Genomic DNA, 17,401 nt, shown 5'->3' with positions numbered 1-17,401 from the left:
CGTTGAAGATCGCATGGGGGAGAAAAAGGCGAAGCCACGGGGCCGCGTGACCGGCGCGGCAGCCGGGGACACGGACCGCCCGGTCGGGCGCCGGGCGGTCCTCATCGGTGGTGTGCTGGCCGCCGCGACCACGGCCGGGCTCGCCCGGGAGAAGCTGTCGCACCTGTGGTGGCGGCTCCCTGGCGTGGAGAAACCACGGGTCGCGGGAGCGGTGGACTTCCGGGGCGCGCGGTGGGTGGCGGCGTCGGCGGCGAACTGGCGGCGGGCCGACCGTCCCGACGACTACGCGATAGACCGGGTGGTCGTCCATGTCACCCAGGGCAGTTTCGCGAGCGCGGTGCGGGTCTTCCAGGACCCGGAGCACGGAGCGGCCGCGCACTACGTGGTCCGCAAGGACGGCCGGGTCACGCAGATGATCCGCGAGCTGGACGTGGCGTTCCACGCGGGGAACCGCGCGTACAACGAACGCAGTGTCGGCATCGAGCACGAGGGTTTCGTCGACCGGGCCTCGTCGTTCACGGACGCGATGTACGAGTCCTCGGCGCGGCTGACGGCCGGGATATGCGCGCGGTACGGCATTCCCGTGGACCGCGAACACATCGTCGGGCACGTGGAGGTGCCGGGCACGGACCACACGGACCCCGGGAAGCACTGGGACTGGGACCGGTATCTGCGGCTCGTACGACGGGCCCGGACGGCGTCCGCCTGACGGGGGCGCGAGGACGCTCCCCGGGCCCGGGGAGCGTCAGGTGAGACCCGCCGCCCGAGCCCGTTCCACCGCCGGGCGGATCGCACGGGCCACCGCCTCGACGTCGGCCGCCGTGGAGGTGTGGCCGAACGAGAAGCGCAGGGTCCCCCGGGCGAGGTCCGGGTCGGTGCCGGTGGCCAGCAGGACGTGGCTCGGCTGGGCCACACCCGCCGTGCACGCCGAGCCGGTGGAGCACTCGATGCCCTGGGCGTCGAGCAGCAGGAGCAGCGAGTCGCCCTCGCAGCCCGGGAACGTGAAGTGCGCGTTGGCGGGCAGCCGGCCGCCGGGGGCCGGGTCGCCGCCGAGGATCGCGTCGGGCACGGCCGCGCGGACGGCGTCGACCAGGTCGTCGCGCAGGGCGCCGATCTCGCGGGCGAACCACTCGTGCCGCTCGGCGGCCAGCCGTCCGGCGACCGCGAAGGACGCGATCGCGGGCACGTCGAGCGTGCCGGAGCGGACATGGCGCTCCTGTCCGCCGCCGTGCAGCACGGGCACCGGGCTGTACTCGCGGCCCAGCAGCAGCGCGCCGATCCCGTAGGGGCCGCCGACCTTGTGGCCGGACACCGTCATGGCGGCGAGTCCCGAGGCGGCGAAGTCGACCGGGATCTGGCCGAAGGCCTGGACCGCGTCGGCGTGCAGCGGGATGCCGAACTCGGCCGCCACATCGGCCAGTTCACGAACCGGCATGATGGTGCCGATCTCGTTGTTGGCCCACATGACCGTGGCGAGGGCGACGTCGTCGGGGTTGCGGGCCACGGCCTCCCGCAGGGTGTCGGGGTGGACGCGGCCGTACGCGTCGACGGGCAGGTACTCGACCGTGGCGCCCTCGTGCTCGCCGAGCCAGTGGACCGCGTCGAGGACGGCGTGGTGCTCCACGGGGCTCGCGAGGACCCGGGTGCGGGCCGGGTCTGCGTCCCTCCGGGACCAGTACAGGCCCTTCACCGCGAGGTTGTCGGCCTCGGTGCCGCCGGAGGTGAAGACCACCTCGCTGGGGCGGGCGCCGAGGGCGTCCGCCAGGGTCTCGCGGGCTTCCTCGACCGTCCGCCGGGCGCGACGGCCGGCGGCGTGGAGGGAGGAGGCGTTGCCCGTGACGCTCAGTTGGGCGGTCAGAGCCTCTACGGCCTCGGGGAGCATGGAGGTGGTCGCGGCGTGGTCGAGGTAAGCCATGATGCGCCCGATTCTACGGGCCCGCCGTCCCCCGCCTCGGCCCCCACCGGCACGGCCGCGCGCTCCGGCTCGCGCGCGGGCCCGGGGCGTCCTCCCCGACCCGGCGCGGACCCTCCTGGGAAGCGGCCCGCACGCCCGGCTCGGCCGCGGGCGGCCCGCTCCGGAGCCCGGTCGTCGCGCGCCCGGCTCAGAGGCTCCAGGACACCGTGTTGTCGAACTGCATGAAGGCGGCCAGGACGACGAGGTCGGCGATTCCCAGACCGAGGCCGAGGAAGGCGCGCCCCCGGCGGGCCGTACCGCGCCAGAGGGCGACGGAGGCGAGGACGATGGCGATGGGGCCCAGGAAGACGTTCAGCACCAGGAGGCCGAGGAGGCCGAGGATGAAGGACGCCACGGCCATTCCGTCCGCGTCCCGGACGGCGGACCGACGCGTGGTGGCGGAGACCTCGGCGGTTCCGGCGGTTCCGGCGGTACTGCCGGTGTCACCGGGGCGAGTGGTGCCGGTGGTACGAGCGGTGCGAGTCGTGCCGGTGGTGCGAGCGGTGAGTTCCATGACGTGAATCAGCTCCCAACGGTCAGTCGGTGCAGGTGCGGAACCGACGGCCGGTCGGCAAAGGTGCCGGACCGGAGGTCAGTTGACGGAGGGGTGACGCCGGCGGCTGTTGCGCTCACGCAGCGCGAAGACGGCCAGCCAGACGCCGATGAGGGCCGCGGCGACGAGGCTGACGGACAGCGGCGCGTGGGCCACGGAGCCCATGACGACGCCCATCAGCAGGAGTGCGGCGACGAGGAACAGCATGTGATGCCTCTCGAAGAAGTCTCGTAGTCCCGTCCCGGACCGCCCGGGACCTCGATGGTGAGGCCCGGTCGTTTCCGGGACCCGACGACTCGGTGAACGGTTGTAGTAACAGTTGTTCACTGACTCCAGAGTCTAGCGCGCGCTCGGCTTTAAAATTCGAGAGAACAGTTGTTAACTGCATGGCATGAGTCACACTCTCGGCATCCGCCAGGCGCAGAAGCAGAAGACCCGACAGGCGCTGCTGGACGCCGCGTTGGGGCTGCTGGAGGAACAGAGCCTGAGCAGCCTGGGGCTGCGCGAGGTCACCCGCGGCGTCGGGGTCGCCCCGACGGCCTTCTACCGGCACTTCCGCTCGACGGCGGATCTCGGTGTCGCCCTGGTCGAGGAGGCGCTCGGCAGCCTGCACCCGATGATCGAGGACATCGTGTCGGCGGCGGGGGACAGCGACGAGCGCATCGGCCGGGCCGTCGAACTGATCGCCCACCACGTCGCGGCCCACCCCGCGCACGTCCGCTTCATCGCGCGCGAGCGGCACGGCGGTGTCCAGTCGGTACGGGAGGCGATCCGCGAGCAACTGGCCCGGTTCGCCGAGGAGGTGAAGGACGCGCTGGCCGAACATCCCGAGTCCAGGGGGTGGAACGACGACGACCTGCTGATGCTCGCGGGCCTGTACGTCGACCACATGCTGATGGCGGCCTCGGCGTTCCTGGAGGCGCTGGACGGGTCCGAGGCGGAGCGCGAGCGGGTGGCCCGGACGGCGAGCCGCCAGATGCGGTTGATCAGCATCGGCCGCCACCACTGGCTCGGCTGACCGCTCCCCCGCGACCCCGCGCCTCCCTGTCCACCGGGCACTCCCCCTCCCCCGCGCCTTCCCCCTCCGTCCCGCGCCCCGCGCACCCCCGCACCCCCGCACCCCGCGCCTCGAACCGCTCAGCGCCTCCGTACCGTGTCGCACGAAGGCGCGCTGTCGGTGCGTCAGCCCTGCGCGGTCGGCTGCCCCTGCCCCGCCTGCCCGCCGCCGCCGGGGCCGCCGCAGCCGCCGCCCGGACCGCCACCGGGTCCACCGCTCGGCATGCCCGACGGATCGCCGGAGGGCGCCTTCCCGGTGGGCATGCCCGAGGGGGCGCCGCCGGGGCGTCCGGAGGCGCCGCTCGGCATCCCGGAGGGGCGCGCGCAGTTCCGGCCGTCGGTGGTCCCGCCGTCCGAGGACGACGCGTCGCCCGAGCCACAGGCCGCCGCCAGGGGCGAGAGCACGAGGAGGGCGACGACGGGGACGAGTCGTGCACGACGGTTCATGGGGCAACTCCCGGTCAGGTCACGTGAACCGCACGGCGAAAGCCGGCCGGGCGGGGGGCCAGAGCACCAGATCCACGTAGGGCCGCGCTGTGCCACGGCTGTGCCTTGCTGTGCGAAGCGCGCCCGGAGAAGGGCTCAACCCCCCGCGTACACCGCGCTGACGGCGGCGGCGGTCGCGGCCAGTTCCTCCCGCGCCTCGGCCGGCGCGAGGACCTCCACCGCGTCCCCGAAGGACAGCAGGGTGCGGACCTCCCGGACCGAGCCGTGGGAGAGGCGCGCGGTCACCCACTCGCTCGCGCCGTCGTCCTCGGGCAGCTCCACGAGGGTGGCCGCGTTGAGCCGCACGAACATGTCGAGACGGGAACGCCGTACCCGGACCGTGACGTCGAAGCCCCCTGGCCGCTCCTCCACCTGGCGGCGCAACACCTCCCAGGCGTCGGCCAGTTCGACACCGGGCCTGCGCCGCACCGGATCCGGCAGGAGCGTGGCCGCGCCGATCCGGTCGGCACGGAACAGCCGCGGCCCGCCGCGCCGGTCGGCGACCAGGTACCAGACACCAGCCTTGGAGACGAGCCCGTACGGGTCGACGGTGTACACGCGAGATCGGGTGTCCCCGCCGTGCCGGTAGCGCAGCCGCAGCCGGCGGTCGGTGAAGACCGCGTCCTGCAGCACCTCGAGGTCGACGGCCCGCCGGGGCCCGCCCTTCCAGCGGGTGGCGTCGACGAGGACCCGCCGGCTGGTGACCTCCGCGGCCGGCCGGAAGGGCTCGGGCAGCGCGGCCATCACCTTGCGCAGTGCGGAACCGAGGGCCGCGTCGAGTCCGAGGGCCGCGTGCGCGCCCTGCGCGGCCAGGACGAACAGCGCTCGGGACTCGTCCGCGGTCAGTCCCGTGACGTCCGTACGGAATCCGGCGAGCAGTTCGATGCCGCCGTGCCGCCCGCGTTCGGCGTAGACCGGGACGCCGGAGGCGGACAGCGCCTCGACGTCCCGGTAGACGGTGCGCACCGACACCTCCAGCCGGTCGGCGAGTTCACGCGCCGGGACGCGGCCGCGGGTCTGGAGCAGCAGGAGGATCGAGAGCAGCCGGTCGGACTTCACGCGCCCAGGATCGCGCCCGCCGGAACGCCGCCGCAAATGTTGACGGAAACTGTCAGGTTATGAGGTGAGGGTGAGGGCACACCGGAGCCGAGGGCACCGGATCCCGAGCCACCACGGAAGAGGCCTCTCATGAACGCCATGGACCCCCGCCCCCTGTACACCCGCGCCGCCGGGCAGCTCGCCTCGCTGATCGGGACGGTCCGGCCGGAGGGGCTGGCCGGGGCCACCCCGTGCGCCGAGTACGACGTACGGACGTTGCTGTCGCACATCGTCGGCGGCACCCGGCGGATCGCCGTGATCGGGTCCGGCGGCGACGGGCTGGCGGTGCGGCCGTTCGCCGACGGCGTGCCGGACGACGGCTGGAGCGCGGCGTACGACGAGGCCGCGGCGGAGGTCGGCAGGGCCTGGGCGGACGATGCCCGGCTGGAGGCGCTGGTGCGGGTGCCCTGGGGTGAGGCCCCCGGCCGGGTCGCCCTCGCCGGGTACGTGATGGAGGCCGTCACCCACACCTGGGACCTCTCCGAGGCTCTCGGCCGGCCGCTCGGACTCGACCCGGAACTGGCCGAGTTCGCGCTCGCGATCGCCGCCCGCGTGCTGCCCGACGAGGGGCGCGACGACCCCGAGCTGCCCTTCGGCCCGGTGGAGTCCGCCCCCGAGGGAGCCGGCGCCTACGAGCGGCTGGCCGCCTGGACGGGCCGCCGGCCGCTGCCGGAGGTCCGCCGGGCCGGGGTCTCGCCGGCGAGGGCGTGACGGCTCACGGCCGGAGAGGACGTAGGGCCGCGCCTCACCCCGACCGGTGAGGCGCGGCCCGGACCGGGGGCGCGCGGTGGGTCAGCCCAGGCGCGCGCGGGCGAGCTGCCGGGACTGGGCGACCAGGCGGTCCGCGCTGTCCCAGACCTCCGCGTCCTCCTCCAGGAAGCCCCCGGCGAGGTTGCGGGTGGTGATCGACACCCGCAGCGGGCCGGGCGCCGGGCGGCAGCGCACGTGCACGGTCAGCTCCACGGTCGGCACCCAGCCGGACAGGCCGATCTCGAAGGCCGTCGGCGGCAGGGCGTCGACCGTGAGGAGCAGCGAGAGCGGGTCGGCGTCACGGCCGTCGGCGAGTCCGAACCAGGACCGCATCTCGCCCTTCCCGGACGGGGCGCCGAGCGCCCAGCCCAGGGTGGAGGGGTCGAGCTTGAGGAACAGCCGGTCGGTGATCGCCGAGCTGCCGGGGATCGGGGCGGGCGCGTCCTGCGGACCGAAGCACTGGTCCATGGGCGGGAAGGCGGGCGGCCGCGCGGTCGTCCGGATGTCGTCGGGCAGGGTGTCGAGATCGCCGTAGGAGGCGAGTACGCGGATCCGTTCGATCTCGCGGCCCTGGTCGTCGTACTGGAAGAGCGACGCCTGTCCGGTCGACAGCGTGCGGCCGGTGCGTACGACGTCCGTGCGCACGACCGCGGGACCCGGCTGGGACGCGGTCAGGTAGTGCGCGGAGACGGTGAACGGGTCGGGGTGCGGGAGGGCGTCGGCCAACGCGCGGCCGAGGACGGCCAGCAGGTAGCCGCCGTTGACGGCGGTGATGATGGTCCACCCGGCGGAGAGTTCGACGTCGTAGACGCCGGTCTCGCGCAGGGTGACCGCGGTGTCCCGGTCGAACTCGCTGTCGCCGATCGTGGCCCGTACGGCCTGTACCGAAGCTGCTTCTGGCATACGTGAACGGTACAACAGGAAATTACTAAGCGGTAGCTTTCGCTTGCCGCCGACGTTCGAACGCTCGCAGCCCCGCCCAACGAGTGAAAAATTGGCAATTTCCTGTCAAGTGTCCGCATTGACCCGTAACCAATCGGTCCGGCTTCTCCTCTGAAAGGACATGAGCCTCACCGGGACACCGTTCCTCCTGACCACGATCGCGCTGTGCGCCGTCGCGCTCGCGTTGCCCCTGGCCCTGTGGTCCCGGGTACCCGGACCGGCGCCTCTGCGGGGCGCGGCGCGGCTCCTGATGCTCCTGTTCGTCCAGGGCACGGCGATCAGCCTGATCTTCGTCCTCGTGAACAACGCCAACAGCCTGTACGACGACTGGGCCGATCTCCTCGGGACCGGCGACCACGTCCAGCGGGCGGCCGACCTCGGCCCCGACGGCACCGGGGGCATCGCGCCGGAGAGCCTGCCCCGGATGCGGCAGGACTTCCGGCGGGCGAACGGGCGGACCATGCGACAGGCCGGCGGGGTGCTCGTCACCGACCTGCGGGGACGCGTGTCGGGGGTGAACGCGGAGGTCTACGTCTGGCTGCCGCCGCAGTACGGCGAACCCGCTTACCGCGACAGGAGGTTCCCCGTGGTGGAACTGCTGCCGGGCTACCCGGGCTCCGCGAAGGCGTGGTTCGGGTCGCTCAGGGTCCACGAGCAGCTGTTGCCGATGATGCGCGACGGGCGCGTCGCGCCGTTCATCCTGGTCGCCCCGCGCACCAACCTGCTGGCCCGGGCGGACACGGGATGCGCGAACGTCCCGGGCACGGTGAACGCGGAGAGCTGGCTCAGCGTCGACGTGCCGAGAATGGTCACGGACAACTTCCGCGCCGAGTCCGCCCCGGACGGCTGGGCGACCGCCGGATACTCCGCCGGGGCGCACTGCGCCACCAAGCTGGCCGTCGCCCATCCCGACCGCTACCGGGCCGCGGTGAGCCTGTCCGGCTACAACGACCCCAAGGGTGAACGCAGTTCGATCGCCGGACGGAACCCTGAGCTGCGCCGGCGGAACAATCCCTGGCTGCTGCTGCGCGCCCATCGCGTGCCACCCCGGATCGCCCTCTACTTCTCGGGCGAGCCCGGCGACGGCTACGAGGCCGGCGCACGGATCCAGGCGATCGCCGAGCCGCCGACGAACGTGGACGTGGTACTCCTGCCACGCAGCGCCGGCGGCCACGACATGGGGCTGTGGCGACCGCAGCTGCCGGAGGTGTTCGGCTGGCTCACGCGCCGGTTCGAGACCGGGACGGAGGGCGCGGGTGCCCCGGACGGCACCCGGGACACGGGAGGCACGTCCGACCTGGTCGACACGGGAGGCCCGGTCGGGACGTCCGGCGCCGACGGGCCGGGCGGCACCGGCCGGGTCAGGCGTTCTCCTCCTCGCGCACCGTCGACCGACGGTTCCACGCGCGCGGGGCCCGCCAGTGGTACCGCATCGCGAACAGCCGCAGGACGAACGCCATGACCACGGCCAGGCCGCTGGTGAAGGGGGTGAGCGCGTCGTAGCGGATGCAGAGCACGACCATCGTGGCGCCGACGATCGCGGGCACCGCGTACAGGTCGCGGTCCCAGCGCAGCAGGGAGGGAACCTCGTTGGCGAGGACGTCCCGCAGCACGCCGCCGCCCACGGCGGTCGCGAGACCGAGGGCCGCCGAGGCGGTCAGTCCGAGCCCGTAGTCGTACGCCTTCACGGTGCCGGTGACACAGAACAGCCCGAGCCCGGCCGCGTCGAAGACGTTCACGCCGACCTGGATGCGCTCCACCTGCGGGTGCAGGAAGAACACGAGCAGGGCGGCGACGAGCGGAGTGGTGAAGTACCCCAGGTCGGTGAAGGCCGCCGGGGGTACCGCACCGATGATCACATCGCGCAGCAGCCCTCCGCCCAGCGCGGTGATCTCCGCGAGGACGGCTATCCCGAAGACGTCGAAGTTCTTGCGGACGGCCAGCAGGGAGCCGGAGATCGCGAAGACGAAGATGCCGATCAGATCGAGCGTGTGCTGGACGGAGGGGCTGAACAGTTGCTGGAACACCCCCACATTCTCGCCTGCCGTGGGGTGCGCGCCTTACGGAGAGGGCGGTGGACGGCCGGCCGGAGGGCGCGCTAGACGGTCGGCTTGCCCGTGGTGAAGAGCCAGGTCCCGAACAGGTCGTCGAGCTGCCGGCCGGAGATCCGCTCGGCGAGGGCGATGAAGTCGGCGGTGTCGGCGTTGCCGTACCTGTGCAGCTTCGTCCACGCGGGCAGCAGCTTGAAGAAGGCGGTGTCTCCGATGCGTTCGCGCAGCATCTGGAGCGTCATCGCGCCCCGCTGGTAGACCGCCGAGGCGAACATCGTGTCCCGTTGCGGATCGGCGACCGTGATCTGCCAGAACGCGGAGTCCGCGGGCCGCGCGTCGTACCCGGCGACGAACGAGTCGTGCGCCGAGCGGATGCCCTTGTGCTCGGACCACAGCCACTGGGCGTAGGTCGCGAAGCCCTCGTTCAGCCAGATGTCCTTCCAGCGGTCCACCGAGACCGAGTCGCCGAACCACTGGTGGGCCAGCTCGTGCACGATGGTCGACTCCGAGCGCACCGCCGAGTACGCGGGCTTCGACTGCACCTCCAGCGAGAAGCCCGCCTGCGGCATGTCGTCGACGATCGCGCCGGTCTCCTCGAACGGGTACGGGCCGAAGACCTGGGACCAGTAGTCGGTGGCCTCGGCCGTGACGCCGTACACGTCGACGCTGTTGCTGTTCGCCAGCACCGGGTCGATGGCGACGTAGATGGGCGTCCCGGCGGGCGTCCGGCCGGTCCTCACGTCGAACTTCCCGATGGTCGCGGTCGCGAGATAGGTGGCCATGGGCCGGTTCTCGCGCCAGTGCGTGACCGTCTTGCCGCCCCTGTCGCGGGTCGATATGAGACGTCCGTTGGAGACCCCGGTCAGGCCCTCGGGCGCCGTGATGCGGATGTCGTAGGTCGCCTTGTCGGACGGGTGGTCGCTGGAGGGGAACCAGGTGGAGGCGGCGTTGGGCTCGCAGGCGACGAAGACACCGTCGGCGGTCTTCATCCATCCGTAGTCCGACCCGAACACGATCGGGCCGCTGAGCGCCTCGGGGACGCCGCCGTACGTGACGGTCACCGTGAAGTTCCTGCCCTTGGGCAGGACAGCGCGCGGGGTGATGCGGATCTCGTCGCCGTCGCGCGTGAAGGCGGCCCGTCTGCCGTTCACCTCGACCCGCGTGACCTCCAGCTTCTGGAGGTCGAGGTCGAAGGCGGAGAGGTTCTGGGTGGCGCGGGCGGTGAGGGTCGTCCGGCCGTCGAGTCGGTCGGTGTCGGGGTCGTAGGCCACGTCGAGGGCGTAGTGGCGGGCGTCGAAGCCGCCGTTGCCGAGCTGCGGGAAGTAGGTGTCACCGGTGCCCTCGGCGCCCGGGGTGGGGGCGGAGGAGGCCGCGACGAGGAGGAAGGAGGCCACCGCGGTCGCGAGAGCCCCTAAACGTGCCGAACGGGAGAGTGCCATCAGCGTCCCTTTCGTACGTGTGCCGGTCGTTGCCGATCGGACGGACACGCAGGACTCTGCACGCTCCTGTTCGGGCATGTTCATGACTTTGCCAAGTCGTCACGGGCTATCCACCGGGTGACTCCTGACGATCGGCTTCCGGATCATCGGCGACCGAGGTGGAGGTGGCGACACGGAAGTGCCGACACGGAAGTGCGGCGCCGAGGTCCTCCGCGTCACGAAGCCCCGGACCGCCGTGCCCGGACGAGGACGGCGCCGGGCGGGAAGGCGCGACCGCCGCGTGCGACGAGCGCTCCGGGCCGGCCCCGACTCCACCAAGACGTGTGCCCCGGCGGCCAGTTCCCTGGCCACCGGGGCATACGTGTCGGCACGTTCGCGCCGCCTTCGGTACCGCGTCGACTACTTCTCGGAGTCGGTCGCCGATTCCTCCGGCGCGTCCGGGGCGTCGGAACCGGCCTCGACGGCGGTCTCCGGCGCCTCCGGCGTCTCCAGCTCCGCGGCCACCGCGGCCGACGTCGCCGCGGACTCCGCGAGCACCTCGTCCGCGACGAGCTCCGCCGCCTGCTTCGCGACCGTCAGCAGGACCGTGTCCTGCGGAGCCTGGTCCTCGAAGCTCTCCGGGTGGTGACAGGCGACCTGCTGACCGGGCTTCAGCTCCACGAGCTTCGGCTCGGTCGTCTTGCAGACCTGCGTCGCCTTCCAGCACCGCGTGTGGAAGCGGCAGCCGCTCGGCGGCGAGATCGGCGACGGCACGTCCCCCTGGAGGAGGATGCGCTCGCTCTTCTCGTTCTTGCGCCGCGGGTCCGGGATCGGCACCGCCGACATCAGAGCCTTGGTGTACGGGTGCATCGGCGCCTTGTACAGCGACTCGCGGTCCGCCAGCTCGACGATCTTGCCGAGGTACATCACGGCGATCCGGTCCGAGACGTGCCGGACGACCGAGAGGTCGTGCGCGATGATCACGTACGTCAGGCCGAGCTCCTGCTGGAGGTCGTCCAGCAGGTTGACGACCTGGGCCTGGATCGAGACGTCCAGCGCGGAGACCGGCTCGTCCGCCACGACCAGCTTGGGGTTGAGCGCGAGCGCGCGGGCGATGCCGATGCGCTGGCGCTGACCGCCGGAGAACTCGTGCGGGTAGCGGTTGTAGTGCTCGGGGGTGAGACCCACGACCGACAGCAGTCGCTGGACTTCCTTCTTGATGCCGCCCTTGGGCTCGACGCCCTGGAGCTTGAAGGGAGCGCTCACGATCGTGCCGATGGTGTGGCGCGGGTTCAGCGACGAGTAGGGGTCCTGGAAGATCATCTGCACGTCACGGCGCAGCGGACGCATCTTGCTCACGCCGAGGTGCGTGATGTCCTTGCCCTCGAACTCGATCTTGCCGGCCGTCGGTTCGAGCAGCCGCGTGATCAGCCGGCCCATCGTCGACTTGCCGCAGCCCGACTCGCCCACGACGCCGAGCGTCTCGCCGGCCTTGACCTCGAAGTCGAGGCCGTCGACCGCGTGGACCGCGCCGACCTGCCGCTGGAGCAGGCCCTTCTTGATCGGGAAGTGCTTCTGGAGCCCGGTGACCTTCAGCAGGGTCTCACCGGAAGCCGCGGACCGGGGGCCCTTGCTCTGCGCGGGGATGCTCACCGCATTGTTGTCGCTCACAGCTTCGGCGCAATCTCTTCGGTCCAGATACGCTCCCGCTGGTCCTGCGACATGTGGCAGGCGGCCCAGTGCTGGCTGCCGACCTCGGTCAGCTCGGGGCGGACCGTGCGGGTGACGTTGTCCTTCGGCAGGTCCGCGTACGGGCAGCGCGGGTTGAAGGCGCAGCCGGACGGGATGTTGATGAGGGAGGGCGGGGAGCCCTTGACCGGGATGAGGCGCTCCTGCTGCTCGCGGTCGAGACGCGGCATCGAACCGAGCAGACCCCAGGTGTAGGGGTGGCGGGGCTCGTAGAACACCTTCTCCGCCGGACCGCGCTCGATGCAGCGGCCGCCGTACATCACCAGGAGGTCGTCGGCCAGTTCGGCGACGACGCCCAGGTCGTGGGTGATGACGATGACCGCGGAGCCGAACTCCTTCTGCAGGTCGCGGATGAGGTCGAGGATCTGCGCCTGGACGGTCACGTCGAGGGCGGTCGTGGGCTCGTCCGCGATGAGCAGCTCGGGGTTGTTGACCAGCGACATCGCGATCATCGCGCGCTGGCGCATACCGCCGGAGAACTCGTGCGGGTAGCTGTCGACGCGCTTGTCCGGCTGGGGGATGCCCACCCGGTCGAGCATCTCGACGGCCCGGCGCCTGGCGACCTTCTTGGTCACCTTGTGGTGGACACGGTACGCCTCCACGATCTGCTGACCGATCGTGTAGTACGGGTGCAGCGCCGACAGCGGGTCCTGGAAGATCATCGCCATCTCCCGGCCACGCAGCTTGCGCACGTGGTCGGGGTCGGCGGACAGCAGTTCGGTGCCGTTCAGCCAGATCTCACCGGAGATCTGCGCCTTGCGCTTGCCGTACTGGCCGGCGGTGTGCAGGCCCATGATGCCGAGCGAGGTGACCGACTTGCCGGAGCCGGACTCGCCCACGATGCCGAGGGTCTTGCCCTTCTCCAGCTTGAAGCTCAGCCCGTCGACGGACTTGACCAGACCGTCGTCGGTCGGGAAGTGCACCTTCAGGTCGCGCACTTCGAGGAAGGAACTCGGGGCGGGCGAGGCGGAGATGGGCTCGCCCACCGCCGCTCCGCTCATGCTGAGTTCGGTCATGAAAGCCTCACTCGAGGGTCGATCACGGCGTACAGGACGTCCACCAGCAGGTTGGCGATGAGCACCGCCACCGAGGTGACCAGGGTGACGCCCAGAATGATGGGCAGGTCCTGGTTCCTGATGCCGTTGAGCACCGCCTGGCCGAGGCCGGGCAGGCTGAACGTGGTCTCGGTCAGGATCGCGCCGCCGATGAGGGCGCCGAGGTCCATGCCGAGCATGGTCAGGATGGGGGTCATCGTGGAGCGCATGGCGTGCTTGCCGATGACCGTCTGCTCGCGCAGGCCCTTGGCGCGGGCGGTGCGGATGTAGTCCTCGCCGAGGATCTCCAGCATGGTGGCGCGGGTGATCCGGGCGTACATCGCCGCGTAGAGGAAGGCGAGGGTGATCCAGGGCAGGATCATGCCGCCGAACCAGCCGGTGAAGCTCTGGCCGAGCGGTACGTACTGGCCGTCGAACCACTTCATCCCGATGACGAAGACGGCGGATGCCAGCATGCCCGTGAAGTAGATGGGGAGGGAGACACCCGCGAGGGCGACGACCATCGCACCGCGGTCCCACAGGGTTCCCCGCTTGAGCGCGGAGAGGACACCCGCCGAGACACCGAGGACCAGCCACAGCACCGCTGCACCGAGCGCGAGTTCCAGGGTCACCGGAAGGCGGTCGGTGAGCACGGGCCAGACGGCCTGCTCACTGCGGAAGGAGTAGCCGAAGCACGGCGCGGCACAGTGGGTGACATCGCCACCACCGGAGTAGGTGCGACCGGTGAAGATGCCCTTGAAGAACTCCCAGACCTGGAGATAGATCGGGTCGTCCAGTCCCAGCTTCATCCGCACGGCCTCGACGGCCGCGGGATCCGCCTGCTTGCCCACGAAGCTCGTGGCGACGTCGACGCCCGCCCACTTGGGGACGAGGAAGAAGATGCCGAAGACCACCATGATGATGACCACGAGCATCACTGCAGCGGCGAAGAGCCGCCTGATGAGGTAAGCGAGCACAGCTTTCGGCCCGCTGCGGACCGCGGGCCACCGGAGATTGTCCGGTGGCCCGCGATCACGCCGCGCCGGCCTTCACCTGCCTTTCGTGCCGTTCGGCGGGTGTGCCGGGTTTACTTCGTGGACTTCAGGCCGAGGTTGACGAAGTCGTACGTACCGCTGTAGCCATCGGTGGTGTACACGTTCGCCAGGTTGCTCGAGCGCCAGTTGATGAACTTCTCGAAGGTGAAGGGCAGGTAGTACGCGCCCTCCATGACCTTGTGGTTGATCTCCGTGGAGATCTTGGTCTTGCCGGCGTCGTCCAGCGTGGTGACGTAGTCGTCGAACAGGCCGTCGATCGCCTTGTCCTTGATCAGCGAGTAGTTCGAGTTACCGCTGTCGAGGATGTACTTGCTGTCCCACAGGGGGAGACCGAAGCCCTGGACCGACGGGAAGTCGGGACCCCAGCCCATGATGATGATGCCGTAGCCCTTCTTGGCCACGTTGGCCGGGCTGCCGATGATGCCGGTGGTCTGCGAACCGTCGTACTGGTCGATGTCGGCGGTGATGCCGATCTTCTTCAGCGACGCCTGCAGGGACTGGGCGGTGGCAACCTCGACCGGCTTGTTGTTACGCACGGCGATCGTGGTCTTGAAGCCGTTCGGCTTGCCACAGGCCTTCAGCGCGGTCTTGGCGAGCTCCGCGTTACCGGCCTTGTTCTCGCCGGCGATCTTGTACGGGTCGTAGCTCTGGCCCTCGGCGCCCGCGACGGACGGCGGCAGCATGTTGGTGCCGATGTCGCCACCGGCGACCGGGCCACCACGCGCGGTCTGCAGCGAGACGTGGTCCGCGCCGTAGATGACGGCCTTGCGGCACTCGATGTTGTCGAACGGCTTCACGCTCTGCGGGAAGGCCGCGTAACGGACGTAGCCGGACACCGGGTTGTCCAGGTTGGCCTTGTGCTCCTTCAGGGCGGTGGTGCGGCCCTGCGGCGACATGCCGGTCTGGTTGATGTCCATGTCCAGGTCGCCGCTGATCAGGCGCTGGTCAAGGTCGTTGGCGTTCGAGAAGAACTTGACCGTGATCTTGTTCGGGTACGCCTTGCGGATCGGGTCCGAGGCCTGGTCCCACGAGTCGTTGCGGACCAGGGCGATGTCCTTGCCCGGGGCGTAGGACTCGAACTTGTACGGGCCCGAGGAGAACGGGTGCAGGCCGTACTTGGACTTGGTGTCCTTGTCCTGGCGGACCGGCGAGGCCGAGACCAGGGCCAGCATCTCCTCGAAGTCCGAGTTCGCCTGCGGCAGGTGGAAGACAATGGTCTTGTCGTCCGGCGTGTCGATCGCCTTCAGACCGAGCTTGTCCTTGGACTTGTCCTTGTAGGGACCCTTGTAGGCGCCCTTCGGGTCGAGGACGTCCTTCAGGTACACCGGACCGCCGGACAGCACGTCCTGCGCCCAGACGCGCTCGATGCCGTACTTGACGTCCTTGGAGGTGATCGCCTGACCGTCCTCCCACTTCACGCCGTCACGCAGCGTGTAGGTGTAGGTCTTGCCGTCGTCGGTGACCTTGGCGAGACCCGTGGCGAGGTCCGGAGTCACCTCCGCGCCGGCCTTGCCGGCCGCGGCCTTGTTCGTGACGAGCTGGCGGCTGTAGTAGCGGGCGAAGTTCCACATGAAGCCGTAGTAGCCACGCGTGGTGTCCCACGAGTCGGCGTCCTGGGCTCCGCCGAACTTCAGCGTCCCGCCCTTCTTGGCCAGCGAGGCCTGGGCGACCTTGTTGTTGGCGGCGTTGAAGCCGGCCGCGCCGTTCTTGGAACCGCCGCCGTTGCCGTCGTCATTGCCGCCGCCGCACGCCGCCGTGGTCAGCAGCGCGGCGACCGCGGCAGCGGCGGCCAGCGCCTGCTTACGCCGCCCTGAGGTGCGTTGGGTAGTCACGATCTCGGATCCTCCGGATTTGATGAGAGACCCCGTGTAGGTGTCACGGGAGGCTTGGGGTACGGCAGTTCAGCGGGAACCCTTCGGGTCCAGCGCGTCACGCACGCCGTCACCGAAGAGGTTGAAGGCAAGAACGGTGATGAAGATCGCCACGCCCGGGACCACCATGTACATCGGGTCCGATTCGTAGTAGTCCATCGCGTTCGAGAGCATCTGTCCCCAGGAAGCCGTGGGCGGCTTGACGCCCACGCCCAGGAAGCTGAGCGCCGCCTCGGTGAGGATGTTGGTGGGGATCATCATCGTCGTGTACACGATGATCGGGGCGACCAGGTTCGGCAGCAGTTCCTTGAACAGGATGTACAGCCGCCCGGCGCCCAGGGATCGGGCGGCCTCGACGTACTCGCGCTCACGCATCGAGAGCGTCTGGCCGCGCACCACTCGCCCGATGTAGGGCCAGCCGAAGAAGCCGATGACCAGGATCATCACGAACACACGCACGCTGGAGCCGGTCAGGCCGAGCATCGTGTTGGGCATCACGGAGACCAGCGCGATGATGAACAGGAGCTGCGGGAAGGCCAGCAGGCCGTCCATGACGCGGCTGATGAGCGAGTCGACCCAGCCGCCGAAGAAGCCGGCGAGGATTCCGAGGACGGTGCCGAGCACGATGGCGACGACCGCGGAGAGGAAGCCGACGAGCAGGGAGATCTGGGCGCCGTAGAGCATGCGCGCGAAGATGTCGCGGCCGTTCACGGGCTCGACGCCCAGCAGGTGGTCACCGCTGATGCCGCCCAGCGACCCCGTGGGGGTACCGAAGAGCGGATCGATCATGTCCTCGTGGTAGAGGTCCGGGTCCTGTCCGACCAGGTTGGTGAGCACCGGCGCGAGCAGGGAGATCAGGATCAGGGCGAGCACGACCGCGCCGCCGGTGAGGGCGAGCTTGTCCCGCTTCAGGCGCTCCCAGGCGATCCGGCCCAGGGAACGTCCCTGTACGGCCTTTTCGTCGGCGGTGGCGACCGCCGCTTCCTCGGCCGCGCTCGGGGCCGCTTCCGCGGTCGGCTCGTGCAATGGTGCCGTCATCTGGCAGGGACCCCTCTCAACCGGCGGTAGCCGGCCCGCGCTTGCCGCTTGTAGCGGCGTGATCAGTCCGTCGTACTTCAGGGGTTAAACCCCTGGAGCCGGAAGTCTTCAATGTTTTGGCGATCTGTTGCCAGGCTTGGCGGCGAATGGATGCGCAAACGTGATGCCATCTGGGAGGTTCCGTTATCCGGACGGTGGATATCAACCATCGAACTGTCGCAACCGGGACATACGGGCTCACAGTTGGGCAACGTCACCCACGTTCACGCCAAATCACCACAGGCCCTCTTCAGGCCGTCCATGGATCAGGATCGGCCATGCTTTGCCACGCGAAGACCAAGAGAGC

The 17,401-nt window shown here is 70.3% G+C and carries 17 protein-coding genes; 4 read left to right on the top strand and 13 right to left on the bottom strand.

Translation table 11 applies throughout. The features are described 5' to 3' along the window. The first annotated feature begins 13 nt into the window (after nucleotides 1-13). On the top strand, nucleotides 14-709 hold the full coding sequence (locus tag ACFYW7_RS31790; protein ID WP_389508703.1) for an N-acetylmuramoyl-L-alanine amidase: 696 nt from the start codon (nucleotides 14-16) through the stop codon (nucleotides 707-709). Between the two features lie 36 nt (nucleotides 710-745). Here the strand turns inward: ACFYW7_RS31790 and ACFYW7_RS31785 are convergent, their stop codons facing one another. The 3 genes from ACFYW7_RS31785 to ACFYW7_RS31775 all read right to left on the bottom strand — a co-directional run bounded on the left by ACFYW7_RS31785 (nucleotide 746) and on the right by ACFYW7_RS31775 (nucleotide 2,714). After that, entirely contained in the window at nucleotides 746-1,915 is a 1,170-nt protein-coding gene (locus ACFYW7_RS31785) for a cysteine desulfurase family protein (protein ID WP_389508701.1), read from the bottom strand. Nucleotides 1,916-2,102: 187 nt separating this feature from the next. Then, nucleotides 2,103-2,468, bottom strand: a complete 366-nt coding sequence (locus tag ACFYW7_RS31780; protein ID WP_389508699.1) for a DUF4190 domain-containing protein — start codon at nucleotides 2,466-2,468, stop codon at nucleotides 2,103-2,105. A 78-nt stretch (nucleotides 2,469-2,546) separates the two neighbouring features. Then, entirely contained in the window at nucleotides 2,547-2,714 is a 168-nt protein-coding gene (locus ACFYW7_RS31775; RefSeq protein ID WP_389508697.1) for a hypothetical protein, read from the bottom strand. A gap of 184 nt (nucleotides 2,715-2,898) precedes the next feature. Here ACFYW7_RS31775 and ACFYW7_RS31770 point away from each other — a divergent pair, with 184 nt between their 5' ends. Beyond that, nucleotides 2,899-3,525 (top strand): TetR family transcriptional regulator, encoded by a 627-nt coding sequence (locus ACFYW7_RS31770; protein WP_389508696.1) that lies wholly within the window; start codon nucleotides 2,899-2,901, stop codon nucleotides 3,523-3,525. Nucleotides 3,526-3,689: 164 nt separating this feature from the next. On the opposite strand, the gene ACFYW7_RS31765 is transcribed toward ACFYW7_RS31770, so the two are convergent. Together ACFYW7_RS31765 and ACFYW7_RS31760 are read right to left on the bottom strand one after the other, a co-directional pair. Further along, entirely contained in the window at nucleotides 3,690-4,010 is a 321-nt protein-coding gene (locus ACFYW7_RS31765; RefSeq protein WP_389508694.1) for a hypothetical protein, read from the bottom strand. Nucleotides 4,011-4,145: 135 nt separating this feature from the next. After that, on the bottom strand, nucleotides 4,146-5,108 hold the full coding sequence (locus tag ACFYW7_RS31760) for a helix-turn-helix transcriptional regulator (protein WP_389508692.1): 963 nt from the start codon (nucleotides 5,106-5,108) through the stop codon (nucleotides 4,146-4,148). A 129-nt stretch (nucleotides 5,109-5,237) separates the two neighbouring features. Between ACFYW7_RS31760 and ACFYW7_RS31755 the strand changes: the two genes are divergently transcribed. After that, nucleotides 5,238-5,858, top strand: coding sequence for a TIGR03086 family metal-binding protein (locus ACFYW7_RS31755; protein WP_389508690.1), 621 nt, complete (start codon nucleotides 5,238-5,240; stop codon nucleotides 5,856-5,858). A gap of 81 nt (nucleotides 5,859-5,939) precedes the next feature. On the opposite strand, the gene ACFYW7_RS31750 is transcribed toward ACFYW7_RS31755, so the two are convergent. Next, complete coding sequence (locus ACFYW7_RS31750) at nucleotides 5,940-6,800, bottom strand: thioesterase family protein (RefSeq protein ID WP_389508689.1); 861 nt, start codon at nucleotides 6,798-6,800, stop codon at nucleotides 5,940-5,942. Between the two features lie 160 nt (nucleotides 6,801-6,960). Here ACFYW7_RS31750 and ACFYW7_RS31745 point away from each other — a divergent pair, with 160 nt between their 5' ends. Further along, a complete protein-coding gene (locus tag ACFYW7_RS31745; RefSeq protein ID WP_389508687.1) occupies nucleotides 6,961-8,301 on the top strand; it encodes an alpha/beta hydrolase in 1,341 nt (446 codons plus the stop codon). Here the strand turns inward: ACFYW7_RS31745 and ACFYW7_RS31740 are convergent. The 7 genes from ACFYW7_RS31740 to ACFYW7_RS31710 form a co-directional block, all read right to left on the bottom strand. Then, nucleotides 8,201-8,866, bottom strand: a complete 666-nt coding sequence (locus tag ACFYW7_RS31740) for a trimeric intracellular cation channel family protein (protein WP_389508685.1) — start codon at nucleotides 8,864-8,866, stop codon at nucleotides 8,201-8,203. The two genes, ACFYW7_RS31745 and ACFYW7_RS31740, sit on opposite strands and share 101 nt — an antisense overlap. Before the next feature lie 71 nt (nucleotides 8,867-8,937). After that, nucleotides 8,938-10,329, bottom strand: a complete 1,392-nt coding sequence (locus tag ACFYW7_RS31735) for a M1 family metallopeptidase (RefSeq protein ID WP_389508683.1) — start codon at nucleotides 10,327-10,329, stop codon at nucleotides 8,938-8,940. Between the two features lie 399 nt (nucleotides 10,330-10,728). Further along, a complete protein-coding gene (locus ACFYW7_RS31730; protein WP_389509125.1) occupies nucleotides 10,729-11,961 on the bottom strand; it encodes an ABC transporter ATP-binding protein in 1,233 nt (410 codons plus the stop codon). A gap of 14 nt (nucleotides 11,962-11,975) precedes the next feature. After that, nucleotides 11,976-13,073: an ABC transporter ATP-binding protein gene (locus ACFYW7_RS31725; protein WP_389508681.1), complete on the bottom strand. Its 1,098-nt coding sequence runs from the start codon at nucleotides 13,071-13,073 to the stop codon at nucleotides 11,976-11,978. Then, nucleotides 13,070-14,068, bottom strand: coding sequence for an ABC transporter permease (locus ACFYW7_RS31720; protein ID WP_389508679.1), 999 nt, complete (start codon nucleotides 14,066-14,068; stop codon nucleotides 13,070-13,072). The genes ACFYW7_RS31725 and ACFYW7_RS31720 overlap by 4 nt, the downstream gene beginning before the upstream one ends. A 110-nt stretch (nucleotides 14,069-14,178) precedes the next feature. Beyond that, nucleotides 14,179-15,978, bottom strand: a complete 1,800-nt coding sequence (locus ACFYW7_RS31715) for an ABC transporter substrate-binding protein (RefSeq protein WP_389508677.1) — start codon at nucleotides 15,976-15,978, stop codon at nucleotides 14,179-14,181. A 69-nt stretch (nucleotides 15,979-16,047) separates the two neighbouring features. Continuing rightward, a complete protein-coding gene (locus ACFYW7_RS31710; protein ID WP_389508675.1) occupies nucleotides 16,048-17,055 on the bottom strand; it encodes an ABC transporter permease in 1,008 nt (335 codons plus the stop codon). Nucleotides 17,056-17,401 lie beyond the last annotated feature (346 nt).

Origin of the sequence: Streptomyces sp. NPDC002580, from assembly GCF_042889485.1 — a bacterium.
Taxonomy (GTDB): Bacteria; Actinomycetota; Actinomycetes; order Streptomycetales; family Streptomycetaceae; genus Streptomyces.
This window is presented reverse-complemented; position numbering and strand designations above follow the sequence as displayed.

What these genes read in the sequence shown, in the direction of transcription:
- ACFYW7_RS31770 (WP_389508696.1), top strand. Translation starts at nt 2,899, where the DNA reads ATGAGTCACACTCTCGGCATCCGCCAGGCGCAGAAGCAGAAGACCCGA.
- ACFYW7_RS31745 (WP_389508687.1), top strand. Translation starts at nt 6,961, where the DNA reads ATGAGCCTCACCGGGACACCGTTCCTCCTGACCACGATCGCGCTGTGC.
- ACFYW7_RS31725 (WP_389508681.1), bottom strand. Translation starts at nt 13,073, where the DNA reads ATGACCGAACTCAGCATGAGCGGAGCGGCGGTGGGCGAGCCCATCTCC.
- ACFYW7_RS31710 (WP_389508675.1), bottom strand. Translation starts at nt 17,055, where the DNA reads ATGACGGCACCATTGCACGAGCCGACCGCGGAAGCGGCCCCGAGCGCG.
- ACFYW7_RS31790 (WP_389508703.1), top strand. Translation starts at nt 14, where the DNA reads ATGGGGGAGAAAAAGGCGAAGCCACGGGGCCGCGTGACCGGCGCGGCA.
- ACFYW7_RS31755 (WP_389508690.1), top strand. Translation starts at nt 5,238, where the DNA reads ATGAACGCCATGGACCCCCGCCCCCTGTACACCCGCGCCGCCGGGCAG.
- ACFYW7_RS31780 (WP_389508699.1), bottom strand. Translation starts at nt 2,468, where the DNA reads ATGGAACTCACCGCTCGCACCACCGGCACGACTCGCACCGCTCGTACC.
- ACFYW7_RS31765 (WP_389508694.1), bottom strand. Translation starts at nt 4,010, where the DNA reads ATGAACCGTCGTGCACGACTCGTCCCCGTCGTCGCCCTCCTCGTGCTC.
- ACFYW7_RS31750 (WP_389508689.1), bottom strand. Translation starts at nt 6,800, where the DNA reads ATGCCAGAAGCAGCTTCGGTACAGGCCGTACGGGCCACGATCGGCGAC.
- ACFYW7_RS31775 (WP_389508697.1), bottom strand. Translation starts at nt 2,714, where the DNA reads ATGCTGTTCCTCGTCGCCGCACTCCTGCTGATGGGCGTCGTCATGGGC.
- ACFYW7_RS31735 (WP_389508683.1), bottom strand. Translation starts at nt 10,329, where the DNA reads ATGGCACTCTCCCGTTCGGCACGTTTAGGGGCTCTCGCGACCGCGGTG.
- ACFYW7_RS31785 (WP_389508701.1), bottom strand. Translation starts at nt 1,915, where the DNA reads ATGGCTTACCTCGACCACGCCGCGACCACCTCCATGCTCCCCGAGGCC.